This is a genomic window from Streptomyces sp. CBMA152 (assembly GCF_014596475.1).
GTDB lineage: Bacteria > Actinomycetota > Actinomycetes > Streptomycetales > Streptomycetaceae > Streptomyces.
Genome location: NZ_MECJ01000009.1, coordinates 290,351 through 314,422, shown reverse-complemented (window position 1 = coordinate 314,422; position 24,072 = coordinate 290,351). Strand labels below are relative to the sequence as shown.

At 68.5% G+C, this 24,072-nt stretch carries 14 protein-coding genes; 9 read left to right on the top strand and 5 right to left on the bottom strand.

The features are described from left to right. Positions 1-678: a hypothetical protein gene (locus BG418_RS09235; protein ID WP_188273232.1), complete on the top strand. Its 678-nt coding sequence runs from the start codon at positions 1-3 to the stop codon at positions 676-678. A 147-nt stretch (positions 679-825) separates the two neighbouring features. On the opposite strand, the gene BG418_RS09230 is transcribed toward BG418_RS09235, so the two are convergent. After that, on the bottom strand, positions 826-1,311 hold the full coding sequence (locus BG418_RS09230) for a hypothetical protein (RefSeq protein ID WP_188273231.1): 486 nt from the start codon (positions 1,309-1,311) through the stop codon (positions 826-828). Positions 1,312-1,375: 64 nt separating this feature from the next. Further along, on the bottom strand, positions 1,376-1,849 hold the full coding sequence (locus tag BG418_RS09225; protein ID WP_188273230.1) for a hypothetical protein: 474 nt from the start codon (positions 1,847-1,849) through the stop codon (positions 1,376-1,378). Positions 1,850-2,411: 562 nt separating this feature from the next. Here BG418_RS09225 and BG418_RS09220 point away from each other — a divergent pair. The 3 genes from BG418_RS09220 (at position 2,412) to BG418_RS09210 (ending at position 5,103) form a co-directional block, all read left to right on the top strand. Next, positions 2,412-3,428, top strand: a complete 1,017-nt coding sequence (locus BG418_RS09220) for a NucA/NucB deoxyribonuclease domain-containing protein (RefSeq protein ID WP_188273229.1) — start codon at positions 2,412-2,414, stop codon at positions 3,426-3,428. Positions 3,429-3,431: 3 nt separating this feature from the next. Next, on the top strand, positions 3,432-3,962 hold the full coding sequence (locus BG418_RS09215; RefSeq protein WP_188273228.1) for a hypothetical protein: 531 nt from the start codon (positions 3,432-3,434) through the stop codon (positions 3,960-3,962). A gap of 349 nt (positions 3,963-4,311) precedes the next feature. Further along, positions 4,312-5,103, top strand: coding sequence for a DUF6193 family natural product biosynthesis protein (locus tag BG418_RS09210; RefSeq protein ID WP_188273227.1), 792 nt, complete (start codon positions 4,312-4,314; stop codon positions 5,101-5,103). Between the two features lie 112 nt (positions 5,104-5,215). Here the strand turns inward: BG418_RS09210 and BG418_RS09205 are convergent, their stop codons facing one another. Beyond that, positions 5,216-5,827, bottom strand: coding sequence for a TetR/AcrR family transcriptional regulator (locus tag BG418_RS09205; protein ID WP_188273226.1), 612 nt, complete (start codon positions 5,825-5,827; stop codon positions 5,216-5,218). Between the two features lie 70 nt (positions 5,828-5,897). Between BG418_RS09205 and BG418_RS09200 the strand changes: the two genes are divergently transcribed. From BG418_RS09200 to BG418_RS09190, 3 genes are all read left to right on the top strand, one after another. Next, a complete protein-coding gene (locus tag BG418_RS09200; protein WP_188273225.1) occupies positions 5,898-6,791 on the top strand; it encodes an NADP-dependent oxidoreductase in 894 nt (297 codons plus the stop codon). An 80-nt stretch (positions 6,792-6,871) separates the two neighbouring features. After that, on the top strand, positions 6,872-7,939 hold the full coding sequence (locus tag BG418_RS09195) for an aminoglycoside phosphotransferase (protein WP_188273224.1): 1,068 nt from the start codon (positions 6,872-6,874) through the stop codon (positions 7,937-7,939). A 323-nt stretch (positions 7,940-8,262) separates the two neighbouring features. After that, positions 8,263-8,694 (top strand): hypothetical protein, encoded by a 432-nt coding sequence (locus tag BG418_RS09190; protein ID WP_188273223.1) that lies wholly within the window; start codon positions 8,263-8,265, stop codon positions 8,692-8,694. 220 nt (positions 8,695-8,914) lie between these two features. On the opposite strand, the gene BG418_RS09185 is transcribed toward BG418_RS09190, so the two are convergent. Beyond that, on the bottom strand, positions 8,915-10,519 hold the full coding sequence (locus BG418_RS09185) for an RICIN domain-containing protein (RefSeq protein WP_188273222.1): 1,605 nt from the start codon (positions 10,517-10,519) through the stop codon (positions 8,915-8,917). Between the two features lie 616 nt (positions 10,520-11,135). Beyond that, positions 11,136-11,921 (bottom strand): HisA/HisF-related TIM barrel protein, encoded by a 786-nt coding sequence (locus tag BG418_RS09180; protein ID WP_317453577.1) that lies wholly within the window; start codon positions 11,919-11,921, stop codon positions 11,136-11,138. 273 nt (positions 11,922-12,194) lie between these two features. Between BG418_RS09180 and BG418_RS09175 the strand changes: the two genes are divergently transcribed. Further along, positions 12,195-12,785 carry a BMP family ABC transporter substrate-binding protein gene (locus tag BG418_RS09175; RefSeq protein WP_188273221.1) on the top strand — a complete coding sequence of 197 codons (591 nt, stop codon included), beginning with the start codon at positions 12,195-12,197 and terminating at the stop codon, positions 12,783-12,785. 373 nt (positions 12,786-13,158) lie between these two features. After that, complete coding sequence (locus tag BG418_RS40470) at positions 13,159-24,072, top strand: LamG-like jellyroll fold domain-containing protein (protein WP_188273220.1); 10,914 nt, start codon at positions 13,159-13,161, stop codon at positions 24,070-24,072.

The following is a 24,072-nucleotide window of genomic DNA, read 5'->3' as shown; positions in this document are numbered from 1 at the left end:
GTGAGACGGAAGATCGTCGTGCTGTTCTTCGTATGTGTCAGCGGCGTGGCCGCTTTGCTCGGTGTGTCCGGCTGCGGACAGGACGGAACCGAGGGCGCCGCTCCCCCCGCGTCTGTCGACGCGTCGGGCACCCCGTCTCATCAGGGGGCCAGGCAGTGCCCGACGACGGATGACGCACTGAAGCGGCCGTCGGCGCCGCCGACGGTCATCGACGGGGTGGGGGACAACACGCCTGCGGCGACCCGTATCTCCCAGGCCGTGGGCGACCAGGGGTACGGGGCGTATGGGGATGTGTACGGGACCCAGGCCAACGACTTCCCGGTGGGCCGGGTCGCGCTGTGCGTCACCGACCTCGCACGCGGCCGTGACCTGGTGAAGGCGGCGGCAAAGGCCGATCCGGGAGCGGACCCGAAACTCGTGGACCTGTATATGAGCCGGTACGCGCACCGGACACTGCAGAAGGCCGTCGACAAGGTCTTCGGCCGGAAGTTCGCCTTCCCCCTCTACTCCGCCAGTGCGACGTCGGACGCCTCGGGTATCCGCGTGACCACCAACGCCGCCGGGGCGGGTTCGGCGTCGTTCCGGCGCACTCTGGAGAAGGCGACCGGAGGCATTCCGGTCGTGGTCGAACGGGGCGCGCCCGCCGTCGCCGACGTCGGCCGAAGTCCGTCCCCGTAGGTTGTCAGCGCAACGGGATCGCGCATAGCGCGAAGTCCAGCGCAGCTGGAGGTGGGGCCGTTCACGAGTACTCTGGCAGCAGCCGTGTGACGAGACAAGCGGTGGCGGAGGGCCCGTGGACCTCGTGGTGCGCACCGTCGTGGCCGGTCAGCGGGGCGGGAAGGGAACGAGGGCATGATCCCACTGGTCAGCCGCGTGGAGCAGCGCAGCGGTATCCGTCCTCACCTCCACGACGTACTGGTAAAGGTCATCCCGGTCATCTTCCGGTTGCCATGGGGGTGCTGCCTCCAGGGACAGGTGGATGCGAATCGCCGCCGTCCCATCCTCGCTTCGGTCAGCGAGGCTGAAGGCCACGAGCGGCTCGATGAACGACGTGTCCGGGGACAACTCACCTTCGGTATCAGGTTCGGTCACGGCCACCGTCCCCGCGGCCACCGCGCGCAGCCATGCGGCCGCCTGGCGAGCCTCGTCGGTGAGCAGACACGGATCGGTGAAGGACCAACTGCCCTCGGGAGTCGTCACCGTGCCATGGATGACCAGCCAGTTGTCGTCGTACGAGTCACCCCGGACCGTGGCGAACTGATAGCGCACCGGACGGAGGCCGACACTGCTTGCGGAATCGCTCAGGAACACCGAGCCAGGATGTCACGCAGTGGCCCGCAGGACGGACTGCGGTGCACGGACGAACGCTGGTCTTTCAGTCCGTGACGAACGGGGCGTAGCCGACGGGAACCTCGGTGACCTGTAGGTCGGAGAAGAGCAGAGTGAGTCGGTGGGCGTTGGTTTCGATCAGGACGTGGTGGAAGTCGATCCCAAGGGTGTGCGACCAATGGCGGGTGGCATCCGACTGGGGGAGCAGCTTCGCTCCCGGATACATCGGATGCCACTTCACACCCCAGACGAACCCGTCGAGGTCGGCACCGGTCTCGTGGTCGATGAGGCGGTCGTCCAGGGAACGCTGCCATGTCTCGCCCGATACTGAGGTCTCACATCGGGCCTCGACGCAGTACCGGAAGAGGTACCGCAGGTAGGCCGGCTCGATCCCCGTGCTCGGAGCCGCGGTCATGTAGAGGATGACCTCGTAGTCACGCATGTAGTTCGTGTACCCGTGATGCACGACGGCGTGATCGAAGGTCTCGTCCAGTATCTGCTCAAGTACTGCGGCATCCATGTCGACGTTCTACCCCAAGCCCCCGACTCTCCGAAAACGAGATACGGGCACAGCGGCCGTAGCCAATGACGTATCAGGAAGCCTTTGTCCTGTAGCCACGGTGACGTGGCGGTCGGTTTTCGGACCGGACAGCGCGGTGTTCAGGCGCGTGGTGGGACGCCGGTGAGCTCTCCTGGCACGACGGCGGACACCGATCGGCAGCTGTGGGGCCGACTGCTCGATCTCTTCCCACTCGGACGACGTGACGTCACCGTCAAGAGCTCACCGTGAGCTGCTGTCCCATCGTGGGGTGTCGTCCGCGTACGTACCGCCGTGTGCCGCACCCCAACTCCCCACCCCGGCAAGGCTATTCGGGTGCGCGGGCGAAGTGTTGCTCCAAGTGGGCGGTGATGCCGCCCCCACCCCCGACTATGGGGCGGGGGCCGGAATCGGACACGCCGGGGGCGTGAATCAGCCACTCCCGTGAGAAGCCGAACGGCCCGTGGGGCGCCCGGTGCCAGGCTTGCCGCGTCCGCCGACCGGTGGACGAGTTCGTCGATTTCCTCAACGGGGAGGAATTCACGTGAAGTTGAGAAGCATGGCCGTGGCCGCGACAGGACTGGCACTGGCGGGTTCGACGCTCGCCGGCACCGCGCACGCGGCCTCCTCGGACCAGCTGACGCTGCGCGTCACCCAGACTCCCATCACCCGCGCCGACGCCGCCGCCGTGCCGAATGGTTCCTGCACGCCCGGCCTCACCCGGACCCATGAGTGTCAGATGATCAGTACCGGGGCCGTCGTGCTGGTGAACGGCAAGCCCGTGGGCGTGGTCCGGTTCATTGTCACGCACGAGATGACGTTGCAGATCAAGTCCCGCAAGTGGTCGGAGAACGTCAGCGTCGGCAAGGCCACCATCACCGGGAACGCCGGCGGGATAAGCGTGGGAATCAGGGTCTCCTGCGGTGGTCCCTGCTCCGCCGTCAACCACATACCGCAGGGCCGTATTCTGGGCGCGCCCTTCTCCGGGAAGGTCGACTACACCGACAACATCGGTGCGTTCAAGAGCCATGGCACCGCCACGAAGTACGAGTACACGTTCTTCAAGCCCGGCTACATCCAGGGTTCGAACTCGTACTCCTCCGCGAGCTACCGGTGCGACGACATGTTCGCCAAGAAGCCGGGCAACAAGAAGCCCCGGCAGTCGCCGGGCTGCGTCTTCCCGCAGGTCACCCCCACGTTGACGGGCATGGGGGCGTTGCCGAACATAGGCCCCGGCATCAGTGCGATCCAGTCGCGCGGCGGACACTACGGCAAGCCCGGCTCCGGGCACCCGCTGCACTTCCTGGTGGACGAGACGAAGCAGGGCGACAACCGTAGGGCCGTGTGCCGGGGGCAGAGGCCGCCGACCGGTGCGGCCGGGCCGTCCTGCGACGAGTACCCCTTCGCCGCCTCCTACGAGGGCGGCACCGCACTGCCTGCGGCCAGCCGGGGTATCACCTGGGTGCCGGTCAGGGAGAACAACCGGCAGGGCGGCATCCTCAACAAGTTCCAGCTGCAGCAGAGAGTCCTTGACCGCGACGGATTCTGGGTACAGGTCTGATCCATGACCACAGCACTCCGCGTCTACGCCTCCTACCACCAGTTCAACCTGTTCGAGACCGACGCCGAGGACGACCTCGACGACGGTGATCCGACCGCCGGGAACGGGCTGGTCCGGGTCAACGCCGACGGCGACTTCGTCACCGTGTGCACCGGCGTCCAGAACGGTTACGTGCGCGTCGACTACGACGTACTGGAGGGTGAGCCGCCGCCGGCAACCGGCTCGTGGGACGAAGTGGTCGACATCAGCGCCGTCTTCGAGCCCCCCGGCGCGGGCATCACCTCGCCGGAGGGCGACGGGGACGGTGGCGGACTTGAGCCCGAGGGCGCGGAGTACGGCATCGACCTGCCCGGCCCCGAGGGCGAACCCCGGTGGTGGCGCCTGCGGATCCACGCCCGCGGACGGGACACCGACCCGGAGGGCGACAACCACTCCGAGCGGTACCTGATCCTGGTCTGGCCCGCCGAGAGGGCCCCGGAGATCCGTCACAAGCTCACCGACCGGACCGGGGAGCTGTTCCGCACGGGCCGTTGACCGTGGGTGAGGCCGTGGCTGCCGACGCGGAGCCACGGCCGATGGAGACCACCTCGGGCCGTTCCGAGGAACTCGCCCCCAACACACCCGAGAATGAGCGGGAATCCGACAATCCCGGTGCGACAGGACACATGACGAGGTCTCAACATCGCGTCGTATCCGATCTGTCCGACATCAGCGGTGAGATTCCGACATGAAATTTGAGACAGTACGGGATTTGTAGGTTCTCGCGGTTCATGTCATGAAGCACTCCGCTGACCTGGTGCTCTGCGACCCATCTCACCCTGCGGCGTAGAAAATCCGTCTCCCAAGGGTGGCCATTTCCTGGCGCAGACGGCAGACTCCGGCGGTGACTTCGAACTCCCCGGTTGCCGCTCGACACGAACCCACTCCCGCCGACCCTGATCTCTATCCGGATCTTGCGGCTGCCGGCAGTCTGGCCGAGGCCCTGGCACTGGCTGCTGCCGAGCAGGGACTCGATCTGGGTGCGGTGCTGAGCAACGATGCGAACCCGCTGCGGACGGCTGAGGTGGTCAGCACGGTCTCCGGCCGGGCACCCTGCTTCGTCTTCATCGGGTCGGAGAGCCGCTGGTTCAACATCCATGGCCTGCACCAAGGCGTTCAACTGCTCTCGGGCTCGACCTCCGATCTGGGAGAGCTGGCCCGAGCCGCAGCAGGTTGGCGAGACGGGGCCCGGCTCCGCGAGATTCAGAAGGCCGCCCCCTTCATCAAGGTGAGCGAACTGGCCGAAGCCCATGAACGCGGTCCAGCGGAAGCGGTCACCGTGCAGTGGCGGCTCCTCTTGGAGGGCCTGCGCCAGAAGGCCGATCGGCTCCCCCTCGCCCGCCAGGCACTGGCACTCGCCGAGATGGCAGCGGCTGAACCGAAGTTGCGGCAGCTGTATCCGTTCACCAGCCACTGGTCACTCCACTTCACGACCTGCACCGGATTCCCGTACGCATGGGACGTGCCGTTCGTCGATCCGCTGCGCGACGGTCGATACCGCGTCTGCGGTCCTTCTCGTGGAACGGTCATCGGCGAAGCCGACACCGTGGCGGCGGCCATCGCCATGGTGGTGGCCGCACTTCCGGCGAACTGCGGTCCGGCTGTCGCGGGCACCGCGAACGATCAGCGGGGCTGACGCTTGCTTCGGCCTGACTTGGTGTCTCAGACCCGGGTTTCATGAGTCACTGCGGCGGCCGCGTATGAGCCATGCCCTCGGTGGCCCACCGAGACCCTGGCGACCGCTGGTTCTACCTCGGCCTCGACTCGCCCCCGGCCGACGCTGAGGAAAGGCAAGCGACGTCCCAGGCTGCCTCGATCATGCGGAAGATGTCGTCCACCGCGGCCTGGGGGTCGGGCGCCTCGCGGGCCAGTGAGTAGGCGTCGATCACGAATCTCGCGATCGCCCGGCTGGCCGTCGTGGTCTGTGACAGGTCGGGATCGGCGGCGATGGCCATTGCCAGCGACTCCGCGTGGCGCAGCCTCATCGACTCCTCGTACTCCCGCAGGGCGGGGGATGCGTCGATCATGCGCCAGATCGGGGCGGCGCCGTCCGCCGTGCAGTGGCGTACCAGGGCGTGGATCTCGTGGCGCAGCGCGGGGATGATCGGCTCGTGCGGTGCCCGGCCGGTGACCGCTTGGGTGAGGCGTTGCTCGAAGTCCTGGTCCTGCTCGAACACTAGGGCCTCTTTCGAGGCGAAGTGGGAGAAGAGCGTGGTGACGGCCACGTCGGCCTCAGCGGCGATGTCACGGATGCCCACCGCGTCGTATCCGCGTTCCAGGAAGAGCCGCAGCGCGGTGTCGGCGATCTTCTGGCGGGTCGCGGCCTTCTTGCGCTCACGGCGTCCGGGCGGTTCGGTCATGGCGTAAAGCTATCAGGTACAAAGCCGCAACCGTTTCTAAACGCTAACCGTTAGTGTTACGGTCGGTCGCATGAAGAGAGTGAGCTTCGCCGAGTTCGGCGGTCCGGATGTCCTGCGCCTCACCGATGCCGAGGAGCCCCACGCGGGCCCCGGCCAGATACGCATCGCCGTGCGCGCGGCGGGCGTGAACCCCGTGGACTGGCGGATCCGCGAAGGCCAGTTCCAGAAGGTCCGTCCGATCGAGTTGCCCGCCGGAGTCGGGCAGGACGCCTCGGGGGTGGTGGACGAGGTCGGCCAGGGCGTCGACGGCATCAAGGTCGGCGACCACGTATTCGGCAGAGGTTCGAGCGCCTACGCCGAGTTCGCCGTGCTGTCGGCCTGGGCCCCGATACCCGAAGGGCTGTCGTTCGAAGAGGCGGCCGGATACCCCTCCGTGGTGGAGACCGCGCTGCGCATCATGCGTCAGGTCGGGGTCCGGCCCGGGCAGACGCTGCTGGTCAGCGGTGCGTCCGGGGGAGTCGGATCGGCGGCGCTGCAGATCGCCCGCGACCGCGGCATCACGGTGATCGGCACGGCCGGGGCCGCGAACCAGGACTATCTGCGCGGCCTTGGTGCCGTGGCGACGACGTACGGCGAGGGCTGGGTCGAGCGGGTGCGGCAGCTCGGTCGGGTGGACGCAGCCCTCGATCTGGCCGGCTCGGGCGTGATCGGCGAACTCGTCGAGCTCACCGGGGATCCGCAGAAGGTGATCTCCATCGCCGATCTCACGGCCCCGGACTTCGGCGCCCGGTACTCCGGCGTGACCGGCAACGTGCCGGAAGCGCTCGCGGAGGCCGCCGACCTCATCGCGCGTGGGAAACTCCACATCCCGGTCGAGCGGTCATACATGCTCGCCGAGGCCGCCTCCGCCCACATCGACAGCCAAGCCGGTCACACGCGCGGGCGCCGAGTGATCGTCATCTGACCGCTTGCTGCGCGGCCGTCGGCCCGGTCGGCCCAATTCCTGCCGGAACCCCTGGCGCGTGTGGATACGCACGGAGTCCCATGCAAACTCCTGTCGCGATCATCGGTTCCGGCCTCGGAGACCTCGTACTGGCATCGCGCTGCGTCTCCGTACGGATCGTCATCAGTTTCTCCAGCGTGCCGGTTTCCGTATGGGTCGGGCGGCTACGCTGCGCCCATGACACGAGCGCGGAAGCCTCCTGCACGCCCGCCCTCGCAGCCGCCGCCGGGGCGTCCTCCCAGTGGTCCGGGGCCGGACAAGAACCCGCCTTTCCCGCCGAATCCGCCGGCGCCCGGAGCCTGATCATGCGCGTCGAACGCCTCTCCTTCACCCAACTCCCCGAAGAAACCCGCACAGCGGTGGGCGACCGGGTGGGAGGGGGCTGTCCGAGCGTCGACATGACCACGGGGGAGAGTTCCGGTATCGCCACGCTCCTCTTCCTCCCGGACGGCACAAGGATCTTCGTCAAGGGACTCCCCGACGGCCACGAGCGGTCCGGCGAACTGGACAGGGAGGCGAAGGTCAGTTCCTTCCTGCCCGAGTTCGCTCCCAAGCTGCTGTGGTGTCTGTCGGCAGGTGGGTGGCGGCTGTTGGGCTTCGAGGGCGTCACCGCCACCCCCTGGGCCGACTTCACCGCAGAGGGAAACCACTTGGAGCCGGTCGCGGCAACGCTGCGGGAGTTGAGTGTCCGCCCCGCCCCGGGCATCGGCCTGATGACCGCCTGGGACCGGTGGGGCCCCTACTGCGATCCCGAGGACGAGCCTCTGCTCCACGGCCACCAACTCCTGCACACCGACCCCGTCGCCACGAACTTCCTCATCGCCGCCGACCGGGTGTGGCTGGTCGACTGGGCGTGGGCGGCACGGGGGCCGGGATGGATCGACGCGGCCCTGTGGGGCTTCCGTCTCGTCCTGGACGGGAAACAGACCCCCCAGCAGGCACAGCAGTGGGCCTCGACCATCCCCGCCTTCGCCACGGCGCCCCGCCAGGGTGTACGTGTGCTCACCGAGGCCGAGGCACGCTCCTGGGAGGACTGGAAAGCGTACGGCGCGGCGGGGATCGACGAAACCGCCGAAGCCGCCCGCCTATGGGCCGACTTCTGGGCCTGACCCCTCGCCCACGGGCCTCGCCGCCCGCCCCTGTGAGTTGGGGGTCGGGCGAGCAACGGCCGCTGCTGGCAGTGGACTTGGACGCGCCGTGGGGCTCGCCCCGGCCCGGCGCTCCGTACTGAGTGCTGTGTTCCCGGCAGGGCAGGCTGATCGGGCAGGCGGAACCTCAGCTTTCCGCCCCAGAAGCCAAAGGCTCGACTGCGCGTCCAAGGTTGTCCGAGATCGTCCGGGACCGTCCAAAGCCCTGGTTAGACACCCCGCCGGACAGTAAAGCTGCCTGCCGGGACCGCACCGACGAACCATCCACGACGTCAGGAGACAGCGTGATCAAGCTCCCCAGGACCCGACGCGCCCTCGCCCTCAGCACCGCCAGCCTCGCCCTCGCCGGCGGCAGCGTCATCGGCCTCGGCGGCACCGCCCACGCGGACGGCACCCAATGCGGCCACTACACCACGACGCACAATGCGTACGTCAACATCTGCCTGACCATCCACCAGGGCTCCTGGCCGCAGGCCACACTGAGCTACTACGTCAACAGCCAGAGTGCGAGCACCGACGAGCGCATCTACGTAGAGCTGGACGGGTGCGGCGGCAGGGGCCCCGTCGACTTCAACGACGAGCAGAACGGTCAGCGCGTCTGGAATTACCACATCGACGGATACTGCCCCTCGGGGTTCTCGAACTGGGACGGATACTCGAAGGCCACCGAATCGGGCAGCCCCGTCGGCTCGACCAACACGGGCTGGTTCTCCTGATCCACGGCGGCGTCGCAGGCGGCTCCCCTCGCTCGTGATCGCCTCCGATTCCTATCGGCCCCTGGTGAGGGCCCTGGACAGGCTGCAGGCTCGCGGCGGGGAGGCCGTCAAGGTGCCTGTCGGGAACGCGAAGAGCTCCGCCCTCCTGCTTGTGCTGGAGAGCGGAGCTGCCCGTCATAACCGTGTCAGGACCGTTGGCACGGCGGCGTGCGGGACATCGTCAGCCTTTGGGTTCCGGACCACAGGAGGAGCGTCCCGCGAAGTAACCGGCGATGACCCCGAGCGTGAATCCGGTCGCCATTCCGGGCAGGCCGCCTGCCGCTCCGCCGATACCTCCGTAGATCATTCCATCGGACATTTTGCCCTTCATGCATTCTCGCCACGTCTTGTGCTTATCTGACTCACCGTCAGAAGCTTGCCGCAGGGCGACCGATGTCAGGGGAGACGCGAGGGCTGTCTTCGGCACCGTAGCCGTGGACGCCGCCTGCTGGGCGCCGCCCAGGGAGAAGACCGGCGGGGCCATGGTGCCCTTGACCGTGGCTCCGGGAGCGTTGGCGATGGTCTGGGTCACCGTGTTGCCGCTGACCGACAGCCGGACCGTGTGCGCCTTGCCCTCGGTGTCGGTGAACTCGCCGGGCAGGACCGTGCCCAGCGTCGTTCCCTGGTCGTCGACGAACCTCACACCGTTGTCGTGGACCGCGAGGTGGGTGTCGGCCGGAGGCTCATAGGTCTTGGTGGCCGTGGTGGCGAACGTCTCTGCCGTGGTGTCCCCGGTGGTGGGTTCGCCCGAGGGCGGGGTGACGCCCGGCGGGGTCGTGCCGGTGTGTGCGATGTACATCGTCGAGCCGACCGGGGAGTCGACGACCGGGACCGTGACGGTGGCGTCCGCCGTCCAGGGGAAGCGGCCCTTGTCGAACGTCCAGGTGCCGGTGACCTTCTTGCCGACGGCCGCGAAGTCGACCCAGCCGTACTGCTTGGGCGCCACCGTGACGGCCACGCCGTTGATGGTGGACTCGTCGGAGGTGTAGACCGTGGTCGCCGTGAGCTGCTGGGAGATCATCGCCTGCACCGGGGTGGAGACACCCAGCGAGGTCGAGAACCCGGCGGACAGGCTCTGCGCCCAGCCGCTGTGGTAGATCGTCGTGAAGACCTGGGTCACCTTGTCGGAGGTGTCGTTGTACCAGACCGAGGACGCCTTCTCGCGGGGCAGGGCCTCCGGCCGGCCCTCCGACGTCTGCTTCCAGGAGCAGGTGGAGGTGTTGGTGGAGCACAGGCGCGAGTAGTACTCGACCGCGAGCTTCATCGCCTCGGGTGTCTTGGCCGCCGGGACGATCCACTGCTGCGCGGAGGTTCCGTTGCAGCCGTATACCTGGGTCCAGGCGTCTGAGCGCTGGGCGTTCTGGACGATGTCGAGGCAGCGGTCGTTGCCGCTGCGGACCAGCATGAACGTGTTCGTCTTGCCGGTGACCGGGCGGAAGTGCCATTCCTGGCCGCTCTTGCCGCACGACTGCTGGGTCAAGGGGAAGGATTCGGACAGGCACTTGCCGGTGAAGTTGTTCGCGACCTGGAACTCGCCGTTGCCGAGCGGGATCAGGCGCCAGTCCTGGTGGTAGCCGGGAGTGTTGTTGGCGACGATGAACACACCGTCGCCGCTGTTGCCGTTCTGGGCGTCGAGGCGGCGTCCGTTGGCCGCGGCGAACGTCCATGCGTCGCTGTCGGCCGCGTGCGCCGCCGAGGGGGTGGCGACGACGCCGGTGGTGAGGAGGAGCAGGGCGAGGAAAGGGGCCCCTATGAGGCGGCTGAGGCCCCTGAGATGTCTGTGCATGTCAGCTTTCTGTGGTTGACCTGTGGAGATCCTGTCGCGCCCTGTGAGACTACGAAGATCCCGAACGCTCAGCCCACTCCTAAAGGATCTTTGACGTGAAATTAGCTGCGCGGCCATGACCGGCCCGGGCGCGATCCACTTGTGAAGCCGGTCAAATCGCCCCGACGTCAAGAGAGTTCAAAGTGCACGCCCCAACCCACCCTCTGTGCAGCCATCCATCGTGCGGAACAGCTGTGGCTGGAAAACCCTGACGATGTGGATACTGACTGCTCCGTTGAGGGTGGTGGGTACCCTGCCCACCAGCCACTACTGGGGAAAACAAGCCCTGCGCCGTGTCGCGGGAGGCGGCGTTCTCCTGGCGCAGCGCGCGGACGAGGTTGCGGTGTGGGGAGCGGTGGGACGAAATGCCGCCAGGTATAGATTCAGTAAATGAGACCACTCGTCAGGCGGCGGCGACCTACCCGCCAACGAGCAGGGCCCGTAAGGCTGTTCGGCATAGCTCGATCGAAGAATTCGGTCCGCGAGTGATAACCGGGTATGACGTTGTGGCTGGCCGGTCGAGGGTGGGCGGGAGCGGCTCGGGAGTCGGCGTCACTGGGGCCCGGCGCCGATTCTGCTAGGTGCTGGTCGCCACGCAGGCCAGTGCCTGGGAGAGGGTGAAGGCGCCGGAGTACAGGGCGCGGCCGATGAGGGCCCCGTCGACGCCGTGCGGGGCCAGTGCGGCGACCGCGCGCAGGTCGTCCAGGGTGGCGATACCACCCGCGGCCAGTACGGCAGCGGTGGTTCGGTCGCATACCTCGCGGAAGAGGCGCATGTTGGGGCTGGAGAGTTTTCCTTCCCGGCTCACGTCCGTGACGACGTAGCGGGAACAGCCGGCGTCATCGAGCGCGGCGAGTGTTTTCCACAGGTCTCCGGCGTCCGTGCCCCGGCCTGGTCCGGCCAGGCGTGGGCCACGGTCGGTCAGGTGGACGGGCAGGCTGACGCCGATCCGTTCGCCGTGCCGGGCGATCGCCTCAGCGCACCAGTTCAGGTCGGTCAGGGCGCTGCGGCCGAGGTTGAGGCGAGCGCAGCCGCTGGCGAGGGCCTGTTCAAGTGCCGTCTCGTCGTTGACACCTGCCCGGCACATGAGTTGGACGTCGATGCTGACGGCCTTGATGACGCGCCGGGCCAGATCGAGGTCGAAGCCCCCGTCTTCCTCTTCAGCCATCACCAGGTGCAGCCACGTGGCCCCCTGGTTCTGGAAGGCCACTGCGGCCGCGACCGGATCACTGCGGTCGGGCTCTGGTACCTGACCGTCTCCGACCAGGTGCACCACCCGGCCACCGGCCACATGCACCGACGGGAAGAGCTCGAACCGGGCCCTGACCCCAGCCTCCTGCCCAGGAACCGTATCCCGCGACACCCGCGCCATCCCCACCACCGCACTCTCTCCCACGTACGCCGAAGAACCCCACCCACTCCAAGAGCACGGTAGGAACGCAGCCTCCAGCCGTATACAGCGCGAACGCGCCCCCCCCCGGCCGACAGGCGCTCTTACCGACCCGCGCTGGAGCGGGGCGTGACGGTGTGCGTCCAATCGGATCTCCTCGGCTGTGCACCGCCAGAGCACGACCCCGCCGGGTTGCTGTCACCGCCTCCCAGGGCCTTGTCGGTGTGCGCGTATGCTGCGCGCTCGATGAGCGGACCGGCGTACGAGGTGGTCCGCCGGGTTTTTGGGAGGACGGCCGTGAAGGCGTGGATCGGTGCGCACCGGCGCTGGGTGCTGGGCGGTGGTGCGGCGGTGGCCGCGGTGGCCGTGGTGGGAGTCGTCGTGGCGACGACGGGCGGTTCGGGCGGGGGCAGGAGCATTCCGCCCACCCGGGCGCGGGCGTACACCGAGGAGCAGGTGTGTCTGCTCACTCCCGAGCACGGGCTCGCGGATGCGTCGGTGGGCCCGGTGTGGGCCGGGATGCAGGACGCGTCGGCGAAGACGCATGCCAAGGTGAGCTATCTCGCGGTGGCGGGGGAGCAGAGCGCGGGGAACGCCGCCCCGTATCTGGCGTCTCTGGCGGGTCGCAAGTGCACGGTGGTGCTGACGGTGGGTGCGGCGCCGGAGGGGGCGGTCGCCCTCGACGGGCCGAAGTTCCCCAAGACGCGGTTTCTGGTCGTCGAGGGCGCTGGTGGCAAGAAGTCGGTCGGCGCGAATGTGCAGGCACTCGCGTCCACCGGCGACGGTGACGTCCGGAGCAAGGTCGCGTCGGCGGTCGAGAGCGCGCTCCAGGGGTAGGGGCCGCGGACCGGCCGAGGCGGTTGACGCGGCGTCAGTACGTGTCCCGTACGTGTCCCGATGCCCGGGCCCGGAAGGTGTCCCGTCGTCAGGCGGCCGTGACCCGGGCCCGGTTCGACGTGTGCAGCTCTTTGCCCGGGTCTTGTGCGGCGTTGACGTCCAGTCGGTCCCGAGCCCTCATAGGCATAGACCAGGACTGGTGTTGGCAAAGAATGTGACAGGAGCAAAACGGAATGAAGGGCGTGAGTCGCGCAGTACTCCCTCCGTACGCTAAACCCCTGGTCAAGATCGTTTGTGGAGGGCTTTTCACGACGTAACCGGAACAGGCAGGATCAGCGCGTTTTGTGTGTCGATCTTGTTTGGAGTCCGTGCCGTGCGCGCTCGCCCCTTCCGCCGTGACCCTCGGTGGATCGCTCTGCGTCGACGGTGGCTGCGCGCCACCGCGATGGTGGCGTTCGTCGCCATGGCACTGCTCCTGACGACGGAACAGGCCGCCGCCGACGGCGCCACGTTGCCCGCGCTGTCCATGCCGCGCCTGTCCTGGGCGGGCCTGGCCTCCTGGTGGAAGGACCCGACGTGGGGGCACATACCCCGTCAGCGGGGCGGCAGCGCGGCCGGGTTGAGCCACCGGGCGAGCGCCGCCGCCACCCGGGCCGGTAAGGGCGCGGGGCACGCGCCCGGCAAGGGCAAGGGCGAGCTGGACGCGTACCACCCGTACGCGAAGGCGTCGAAGGCCGGGCCGAGTGCGGCGGCCGGCAGCTTCTCCGCGAAGACCAGCAGGCGCAACGCCGCCAAGTCCACTGCCACCGACAGTGTCTTCGACAACGCGGACGGCACCACCACCCGCCAGATCGCCAAGATGCCGGTCAACTACCGTGACGCGAACGGCGATTGGCAGCCCATCGACACCCGGGTCCAGTCCGGCAGCGACGGTCGCCTGCACGAGAGCGCCAACTCGCTCGGTGTCGACTTCGCGCCCCGCAGCACCGACCCCGCCGTCGTCTCCTTCCGCACCGACGGCGACCACGCGCTGTCGTACGGGCTCCAGGGCGCGACCCCGGTCGCGGGCAAGGTCTCCGGCTCCCAGGTCACCTATCCGGGTACCCTCCCCGGCACCGACCTGGTGGTGGCCCCGACCGCCACCGGTGTCAAGGAAGCCGTCGTCCTGCACTCCGCGCGGGCCGCCAACTCCTGGGCCTTCCCGCTCACTCTCAAGGGCCTGACCGCCGTCCAGGCCAAGGACGGCTCCATCGACCTGCGGGACGCGAACGGGAAGGTCACCGAGCGGATCCCGGCGGCCTACGCCTACGACTCCAAGGTCGACCCGCACTCCGGCGACCCGGCCACGACGTACGCAGTGAAGTACCAGCTGGCCGGCGACGCGGGCCACCAGGTCCTCAAGGTCACCCTGGACTCCGCCTGGCTGCACGATGCGGCGCGCGTCTTCCCGGTCACCGTCGACCCGACCATCACCGACGGCTGGACCACCACCTACGCCGAGTCCGGCGCCCCGGGCGACCACTCCTTCGAGCAGACCGTCAAGATCGGCTCGTACGACTCCGGTACGCACTCCGCGGCCGCCTACGTCAACCACTGGTACAGCGGCTGGGACGGCTCCAAGGTCACGGTGACCGCCGCCGACCTGAAGCTGTTCGACACCTGGGCCTCCACCTGCACCGCCGAGCGCCTCGACGTCGCCCAGGTCACCCAGGCGTGGACGCCGACCGGTGTCACCGGCTACCCGGGACCCTCCTACGGCGCCTCCATCGGCAACGTCACCCCGTCCGTCCCGCACGCCTGCGCCAACACCACCGCCGACCGCAGTGTCGGCGACTGGGTGGATGTGCCGCTGACCACCTCCTCCATCCAGGGCTGGATGAACGGCACCACCCCCGACTACGGCCTCGCGGTCTACGCGGCCACCAACGACGCGCTGCACTGGAAGCAGTTCGGCTCGTTCAACGACGGCACGCTCACCCCGCGCATCGTGGTCACCTACACCGGCACCACGCCGCCGCAGGTCTACCAGCAGTACCCGAACAACAACGCCACCGCGTACACCACCACCCCCGAGCTCACCGCGTGGTCCGGCGGCGCGAACTCGCAGGCCGACACCACCACCAAGTACGAGTTCCAGGTCTACGACAACTCCGGCACCAAGCTCGTCGACTCGGGTCTGCTCGCCACCGGCGACTACACCGTCCCGGCCGGCAAGCTCAAGTGGGGCCAGAGCTACTCCTGGACCGTGCAGTCCTACGACGCCGGTCTGTACTCCGGTGCCACCTGGTACGCCCTGAACGTCCAGGTCCCGCAGCCGCTGATCACCTCGGGCCTCTCGCAGAACAGCAGCGAGCACGGCTTCGACGCCGCCATCGGCAACTACACGACCGAGGACACCGACGCCACCGTCTCCACGGTCGGTCCCTCGCTGGACGTCAGCCGCGACTACAACTCCCGTGACCCGCGCTGGAGCGGGGCGTTCGGCGCCGGCTGGTCGAGCATCTTCGACTCCCGCGTCACCGAGCAGTACAACCCGACGGGCGCCGTCACCTCCGCCGTCGTCGGCTACCCCGACGGCTCGCAGGTCGGCTACGGCAAGAACGGCGACGGCAGCTTCTCGCCGCCGGCCGGCCGCTTCGCCACCTTCAAGTCCGTCACCGGCGGCTACACGCTGACCGACAAGAACGACACCACCTACACCTTCACCCAGGCACTGGGCTCCGGCGGCTACGGGCTCACCTCCGTCACCGATGCCAACGGCCGTGCCATCACCCTGAGCTGGACCGGCGGCCAGGTCACCAAGATGACCTCGGCCACCTCCGGCCGCTCGCTGAACCTGACCTGGTCCACCCCGTCCGGCGCGAGCGCCGCCCACGTGGCCACCGTCCTCACCGACCGCGCCGACCCAGCTGTCGATACGAGCGCGCAGACCTGGACCTACCGCTACACCGGCGACCAGCTCACCGCCGTGTGCGCGCCGCTCACCACCACCGAGTGCACCACCTACACCTACACCTCGGGCTCGCAGTACCAGAACGCCTCGCTCGACCTCGGCCCGCACGCCCTGTGGCCGATGGGCGAGGCCTCCGGCACGACCGCCAAGGACGCCGTCCTGGCCAACCAGGGCACCACCAACGCCACATACAGCAACGTCACCCTCGGCCAGGTGGGCCCGATGGCCGGCGGCGCGGGCACGGCAGCGGGCTTCAACGGCACCAGCTCGTACGCGACCCTGCCGTTCGACATGGGCAACAACACCGACTCCGGTGCACTGTCCCTGTGGTTCAAGACCTCGGCGGGCCCCGGCGTCCTTTACTCGTACGCCTCCCAGCCGGTCACCGCCGGCAACTCGCCCGGCGCGTACACCCCGACGGTCTACGTCGGCACCGACGGCAAGCTGAACGCCGAGTTCTGGAACAGCGCCGGCATCGCGCCCATCACCACCAGCGGCGCCGTCACCGACGGCAAGTGGCACCACGTGGTGCTCTCCGCCGCGGGCAACACCCAGTCCCTCTACCTGGACAGCGCCAAGGTCGGCTCGCTCTCGGGCACCGTCTCCATCCAGCCCGGCGTCGCCTTCGGCAAGAACCAGCAGTACAACACGCTCGGTGCCGGCTTCCTCGGCAGCAACTGGCCGGACGAGCCGCACCAGAGCAGCACCGACAAGACCGGCTACGCCACCTACTTCAACGGCTCCATCGCGGACGCCGCCTGGTACGACCGGCCGCTGGTCGCCGCCGACGTCAACGCGCTCTACAACTACGGCACGCACGCCGCCGGCCTGCTCTCCTCGGTCACCCGTCCCTCCGGCAAGACGTACGCCGCGATGACGTACGACCCGGCGACCACCACGCTCACCCAGCTCACCGACGAGAACGGCGGCCTGTGGAAGCTGGGCGCGCCCACCGTCACCGGCTCCAGCCAGACCTATCGGGGCGCGGTCCTCGGCGGGGCGCCCGCCACGTACTTCCGGCTCGGTGAGGCGGCGGGTGCCACCACCGCGCTGGACGAGACGCGGGGCGGCACCGGCACCTACAACGCCGTGACACTCGGGGCGGCAGGCCCCTTCAGCGACCAGAAGGCCGCGACCTTCGACGGCACCAGCTCCTACGTCAAGGTCCCGGACGTGCAGAGCGGGGACACCTCCGCGTCGGCCGAACTGTGGTTCAACACCACACACGGCACCGCGATCCTGATGAACGCGCAGAACGGGCCGATCGGCGGCACGGTCACCTCGACCGTCCCGCAGCTGTGGATCGGCTCCGACAACAAGCTGTACGGCGGCTTCTACACCAGCTCCGGCTCGGTGCAGATGGGCACCGCCACCACCGTCACCGACGGCAAGTGGCACCATGTGCTGCTCTCCGCCTCGCCCACCAGCCAGACCCTCTACCTGGACGGGGTGCAGGCCGCCACCAAGACCGGCACCGCCTCCCTCAACTCCGGCAGCCGCACCACCGACTACCTCGGAGCCGGCACCACCGGCCCCGGCTGGACCGGTCTGACCAACGGCACGGTCGCGTACTTCAACGGCACGCTCGCCGAGGCCGCCACCTACCGCACCGCGCTGACCGCGCAGGACGCCGCCGCCCACTTCCAGGCGGGCCTGAACGCCACCGGGCTGCTGCCGGTCTCCACCGTCAAGGTCACCTCCCCGGCGAACGCGGTCTCCACGTACACGTACGACGTCGACCACAACATGCGCAAGCTGTCCGAGACCGACGGCCTGGGCAACACCCACTCCTTCGGGTACGACACCGGCGGCTTCGAGCACACCGTCACCGACCCCAACGGTGCGACCACCGTCACCGGTCACGACGTGCGCGGCAACGTGGTCTCCTTGACCACCTGCCAGAACCAGGCCGCGAACGTCTGCTCGACGGAGCACTTCACCTACTTCCCCGACGACACCACCGCGCAGCTCACCACCGCCGACCCGCGCAACGACATCGTGCTCACCCAGCGCGACGGCCGCTCCGCATCGGCGAGCGACGCCACCTATCTGACGAGCTACACCTACGACACCTCGGGCAACGAGACGGCCGTCACCGGGCCGCCGGTCGCCGGGTTCCCGGGCGGGCGCACCTCGACCACCGTGTTCAGCGACGGCACGGCCACCTATCCGGCGGCCGACTCCGGCAACGTCCCTGCGGGGCTGCCGGTGAAGACCGTCTCGCCCGGCGGCGCGGTCCACACCATCGCCTATCTGCACAACGGTGACATCGCCTCGACCACGGACGCGGGCGGCCTGGTCACGACGTACAGCTACGACGGTCTGGGCCGGATCACCTCGAAGAAGGTCGTCTCCGACACCTACCCGGCCGGGCTGATCACCTCCTACACCTACGACAAGGCCGGGCAGATCGTCGAGGAGGACGACCCGCAACTCGTCGACCGGGTCACCGGCGCCACCCACGCGGCCGCCACCAGCACCGTCTTCGACATCGACGGCAACATCACCTCGCAGACCGTCAGGGACACCAGCGGCGGCGACTCCTCCCGCACCGAGACTCAGACGTATGACGCGTACGACCACGTCGCCACCAAGACCGACGCCAACGCGAACGCGGGCGGTAGCAACGGCGGCACCGTCACGTACACGTACGACACCTCCGGCAACAAGATCCAGGAAGTGTCGAAGTCGGGCAACACCACCACGTACACCTACGACGACAACGGCCACCTGCTCACCCAGGTCCTCACCTACACCGGCGACCCGGTCAACCCGCAGTCCGCGACCCAACTGACCGAATCCTCACGGGCCTACGACCCGGCCGGCCGTCTGGCGTCGGTGACCGACTCCATGGGCAACACCACCGCGTACACCTACACCGACAACGGGCTCGCGGCCAGCGCCACCAAGAAGAGCGCCGACGGCAGTTCCTCGACGCTGCTCCAGTCCACCATCTATGACGCGGCGGGCAACCGCCTGTCGCAGACCACCGACAACGGCCAGACCGTTACCAACTACACGGTGGACGCGGCCTCCCGGACCACCAGCACCGCCGTCGACCCGGCCGGTGTCAACCGCGTCACCTCCCTCTCCTACACCCCCGACGACAAGGTCGCCACCCGCAACGAGCACGACTCCTCGGGCTGGGACCGCACCACCTCGTCCACCTACGACGCGGCCGGCAACCCGCTGAGCGAGACCCTCTACGGCGACGCGTCCGGCCACCCCTCCGGCTGGTGGAAGCTCGACCAGAGCGCGGGCACCAACGTCACCGACACCTCCGGCAGCGGCTACACCGCCAACGCCACCGGTGTGACCTGGGGCAACAACGCGGCGACCTTCGCCGCGACCAGCGGCCAGCAGGTCGCGACGAACGGCCCGGTCCTTGACACCAGCAGTTCCTACACCGTCTCCGCCTGGGTCAACATGGCCTCGCTGCCGACCCACAACGCGACCATCGTCGCCCAGAACGGCACCAACGCCAGTTCCTTCTACCTCCAGTACAACTACGCGCACACCGGCGCCCCGCTGTGGAGCATGGAGCAGACCGACGGGGACACGGCCGCGCCGAGTTTCCCGTCCGCCTACGCCACCGCCGTTCCCACCTCGGGCAGCTGGACGCACCTGGTCGGGGTCTACAACGTCGCCACCGGCACCAGCCAGATCTACGTCAACGGAGCCCTGTCCGGCACCGGCACCAACACCACCCCGTGGAACGCGACGGGCCCGCTGACGATCGGCGCGGGCAAGTACCAGGGGACGGCGGTAGACCTCCTGCCGGGCTCCGTGTCGAACGTGCAGGTCTACCCCCGAGCGCTGTCGGGCTCCGACGTCACCGCGCTCTACGGAAACGGCCGCACCGGCGGTACCGTCGGCTCCTCCAGCCAGCGGACCACCAGCTACACCTACGACAAGCGCGGTCTGCCGACGTCGATGACCGACGCCAACGGCAACACCACGAGCTACTCCTACGACGAGGCCGGCCACCTCGCGGTCACCACCGCACCCGCCGTCCAGGTCGAGACGGCCGGCGCCGCTCCCGTCACCCAGCGCCCGGTCACCACCAGCGGGTTCAACACCTTCGGCGAGGCCGTCGAGGAGCAGGGCCCCAACGGTGACGTGACCACCACGGTGTACGACGCCAACGGGAACAAGGTCTCCGAGACCCAGCCGCCCTACACCCCGGCCGGTTCCTCGACACCGCTCACGGCCACCTCGACGTGGACGTACGACAGTGACGGCAACCAGCTGACGTCGACCACCCCCGGCGGCCAGACCACCGCCTATCTGTACGACCAGCTCGGCGACGTCGCCCAGATCACCGAGCCGGACGGCACGACGCTGCACTCCACCTACGACACCAACGGCGAGAAGCTGTCCTCGACGGGCGGCACCGGCGCCACCACCCAGGCCACCTACGACTACCTGGGCCGCCAGCTCACCGCCACCACTCTGGAGCGATACCCGAACACCCGGACCCTGACCACCACCAACTCCTACGCGGTCACCACCGGCAACCCGTACGGCGCGAACCTGGCATCGACCACCACGCCGGGCGGGGTCACCACGTCCTACGGTTACGACCGGGCCGGTGAGGTCACCTCGGTGACGGACGGAGCGGGCAACACCACCGGCTACACCTACGACTTCATGGGCAACCGGCAGAAGACCACGCAGCCGGACAACACCTGGAGCGAGACCGGTTACGACGCGGCCGGACAGCCGGTGTCCAGCAAGCAGTACGACGCGTCGAACACCCTGCTCAAGCAGACCAGCCGGGTCTACGACGGCGTCGGCAACATGGTCGCCTCGACCGACGCGAACGGCAACACCAGCCACTTCACGTACGACGCCGCGGGCACCATCACCCAGGAGACCCAGCCGGTCACCGCCACCACATCGATCACCACGTCCTTCGGCTACGACGCGGCCGGCCACCGCACCCGCTTCACCGACGGCCGCAACAACTCCTGGCTGTACACCTACACCCCGTGGGGCCAGCAGGAGACGGTCCAGCAGCCGGCCACCGCCCAGTACACGTCGGCGGCCGACTCCACGACCACCAATGCGTACGACGCCAACGGGCAGCTGGTCTCCACCACCCAGCCGGGCGGCGTCTCCACCGCCATGACCTACGACAAGGTCGGCAACCTGCTGACCGCTTCGGGTCAGGGCGCCGACGCGGCCACCGCCACGCGCACCTTCACCTATGACCGCAACGGTCAGGTGCTGACGGCGGACACCGCCGAGGCGGGCACCGCAGGTGCCAAGGACCACCAGGCGGCCACCCACGAGTCGTTCTCCTATGACGACCGCGGCGACCTGCTCTCCGCCGGAGGCTCGGCGGGCGCTTCCAGCTTCACCTACAACGGCGACTCGTCGCCGCTGACCCGCACCGACGCCGCAGGCACCACCTCCTACGGATACGACACCGCGGGCCGCCTCTCCACCCTGAACGACGCGGCGTCCGGAAGCGCCCTCAGCTACACCTACGGGAAACTCAACGAACTCTCGACCATCAAGTACGGCAACAGCGGCCAGCTCCGCACGTTCACCTACAACACCGCGCACGACCTGACCGGCGACACGCTCATGCAGGGCGCGACGACGCTGGCCTCGATCGCCTACGGCTACGACAACAACGGCAACGTCACCTCGAAGAACACCACCGGAGTCACCGGAGCCTCCAGCAACACCTACACCTACGACCAGGCGGACCGCCTCACGTCGTGGAACAACGGGAGCACCACCACCGCCTACGGCTACGACGGCTCGGGCAACCGCACGCAGGTCGGCTCCAACGTCTACACCTATGACGCCCGCGACCAGCTCACCTCGGACGGCGTGCACAGCTACGCCTACTCCGCGCGCGGCACCATGATGTCCGACACCTCGTCGGCCAACGGCCAAGTCACCTACAGCGCCGACGCGTTCGGCAACCAGATCACCGCCGGAGCACACTCGTACACGCTGGACGCGGCCGGGCGGAACATCGCCGACGCGGTGACGGCGAACCAGTCCTCGCGCACCTTCCAGTACTCGGGCGCGGGCAACACCATCGCCTCCGACGGCGAGTTCACCTACTCCTACGACCCCACGGGCTCGCTGACCGGCATCAACGGCGGTACCTCACCGGGCTCGGGCGTCCTGGCGCTCACCGACTCGCACAACGACGTGATCGGCACCTTCGCCTCCGGCGCCAACGCCCTCACCGGGTCCGCGACGTACGACCCGATGGGCAATGTCACCGCCGGCCTGGGCCTGACCGGCCACCTCGGCTTCCAGTCCGGCTGGACCGAGGCCGACACCGGCAAGGTCGGCACGGCCTCGCGCTGGTACAACCCGGCGACGGGCACGTTCCTGAACAAGGACTCCGTGAACCTGAACCCGGTGCCGAACGAGGCCGCGGCCAACCCGTTCGCCTACGTCGGTGACAACCCGCTGGCCGGCACGGACCCGTCCGGGCACTGGGGTTTCGGCTCCCTCTGGCACAAGGCCAGCTCCGCGGTCTCCAGTGGCTGGAACTCGTTCAGCTCCTCCGTCTCCAGCGGCTGGGAGTCGGCCACCTCCTCCTTCTCCAGCGGCTGGAACTCCTTCAGCTCCTGGGCATCGGACTCGTACTACCACTACGTGGCCCCGGTCGTGCACACGGTCGTCCACGCCGCGAGGCACGTCGCCCGGCGCGTCGTGCACCGCGTCCGCGACTACTACCGTGCCACCGTCCGCTACACCCGGCGCGTCTACCACTACGCGGCCCGACATGTGCGCCGGTACTACCGGGCAGCGGTCCATGCCGTGCACTCGGCCTACCATGCGGTGAAACACGTGGCGAAACGAGTGGTCCACGTGGTGAAGAAGGCCGCCCACGCGGTGGCGCACGCGACCAGAACCGCGTACCGCGCCACGGTCAAGGCAGGGAAGACCGCAGCCACTTTCGTCAAGCACCATGCCGCCGCGATCACTTCGTTCGTGGTGTCCACGGCGGTGTTCATGGGCTGTGAGGCGGTGACGGCCGGCGTCGGCACGATCGGCTGCGCGGCCGCGGCGGGAGCCGCCGGTTCACTGGTCGAGCAAGGGTTCAAGTGTGCTGAACACGGCGGATCCAGCTGCAGCGTCGGTGCGTTCGCCGGCTCGGCGGTAACGGGCGCGGTCTCGGGTGCGGTCGGCGGTGCCCTCGGCTCCCTCGGCGGCAAGCTCCTGAGCAAGTTCGCCCCCAAGGCCATGGAGGCCGTGGGTGGTCTGTTCGGCAAGGGAGCGGGCGAGGCGGAGGAGACAGCGGCGAAGGACGCGACGGAATCGGCGTCGTCCCGGGCTCAGTCGAACGACGCGCGTTCCAGCAGTGAGGGCGGTGGTTGCCGCACTGGAGTGCCGCACAGCTTCACCGGCGGTACGCGTGTCCTGATGGCCGATGGCACTGCGAAGGCCATCGACCAGATCAAGGTCGGTGACACGGTGGCCAACGCGGTCCCGGGCGCGGCGGGCACACAGGCGCACACAGTCACGGCGGTCATCGTCACCAAGACCGACCACGACTTCGTGGACGTGACGGTGAAGTCGGGTGCCAAGTCGGCGGTGGCTTCGGCGAAGGACCTCGCGAGGAAGGCGGCACGCAAGACCGCGCTCGGCCTGGCGGCCTCGGCGGCGCTGTTCGCCGTGGCGGCCCCGGCGCACGCCGCGGACCAGCAGGCGGCCAAGCCGGCGGCGACGTCGGCCGCAGCGGAGGTGACCGCGCAGGGCGACCACCTCACGACCACCTTCCACCACCCCTTCTACGACGCGACACAGTCCGCCTTCGTCGAGGCGAAGGACCTCCATAAGGGCGACGTCCTCCAGACCCCGACCGGCACGGCCGAGGTCACGGGCGTGCGGCTGTTCCACGCGAACACCACGACGTACGACCTCACCGTCGACGACCTGCACACCTACTACGTGCTGGCGGGTACCACGTCGGTCCTGGTGCACAACTGCGGTACCGGGACAATTCACAAGTACGATCTGGAAGATGGGCCTCACTACACCCTTGAGATCAAGACGGCGAACGGTGAGTCCTACAACACTCACGCGATGGATCCAGGCGGCACCTTGAAGCCGATGCCGCACACTTCCTCCTTCGTCGGTGCTCACCGAGGCTCTGTTGATGTCGATCTCCCGAACCCCGAGGCGGCAATCGCGTACGCTAAGAAGGCGTACCGAGGCAGCGCGGGACAAGGGCCGTACGACGCCCTGACGAACAATTGCCTGACGTTCTGCAGCAGAGTCATCCAGGCGGGCGGCGGCGAGGCACTGCCCGAAGGCCGGGCAATCGTCCCCTGGCTGCGGAGAAACTTTGGCTGA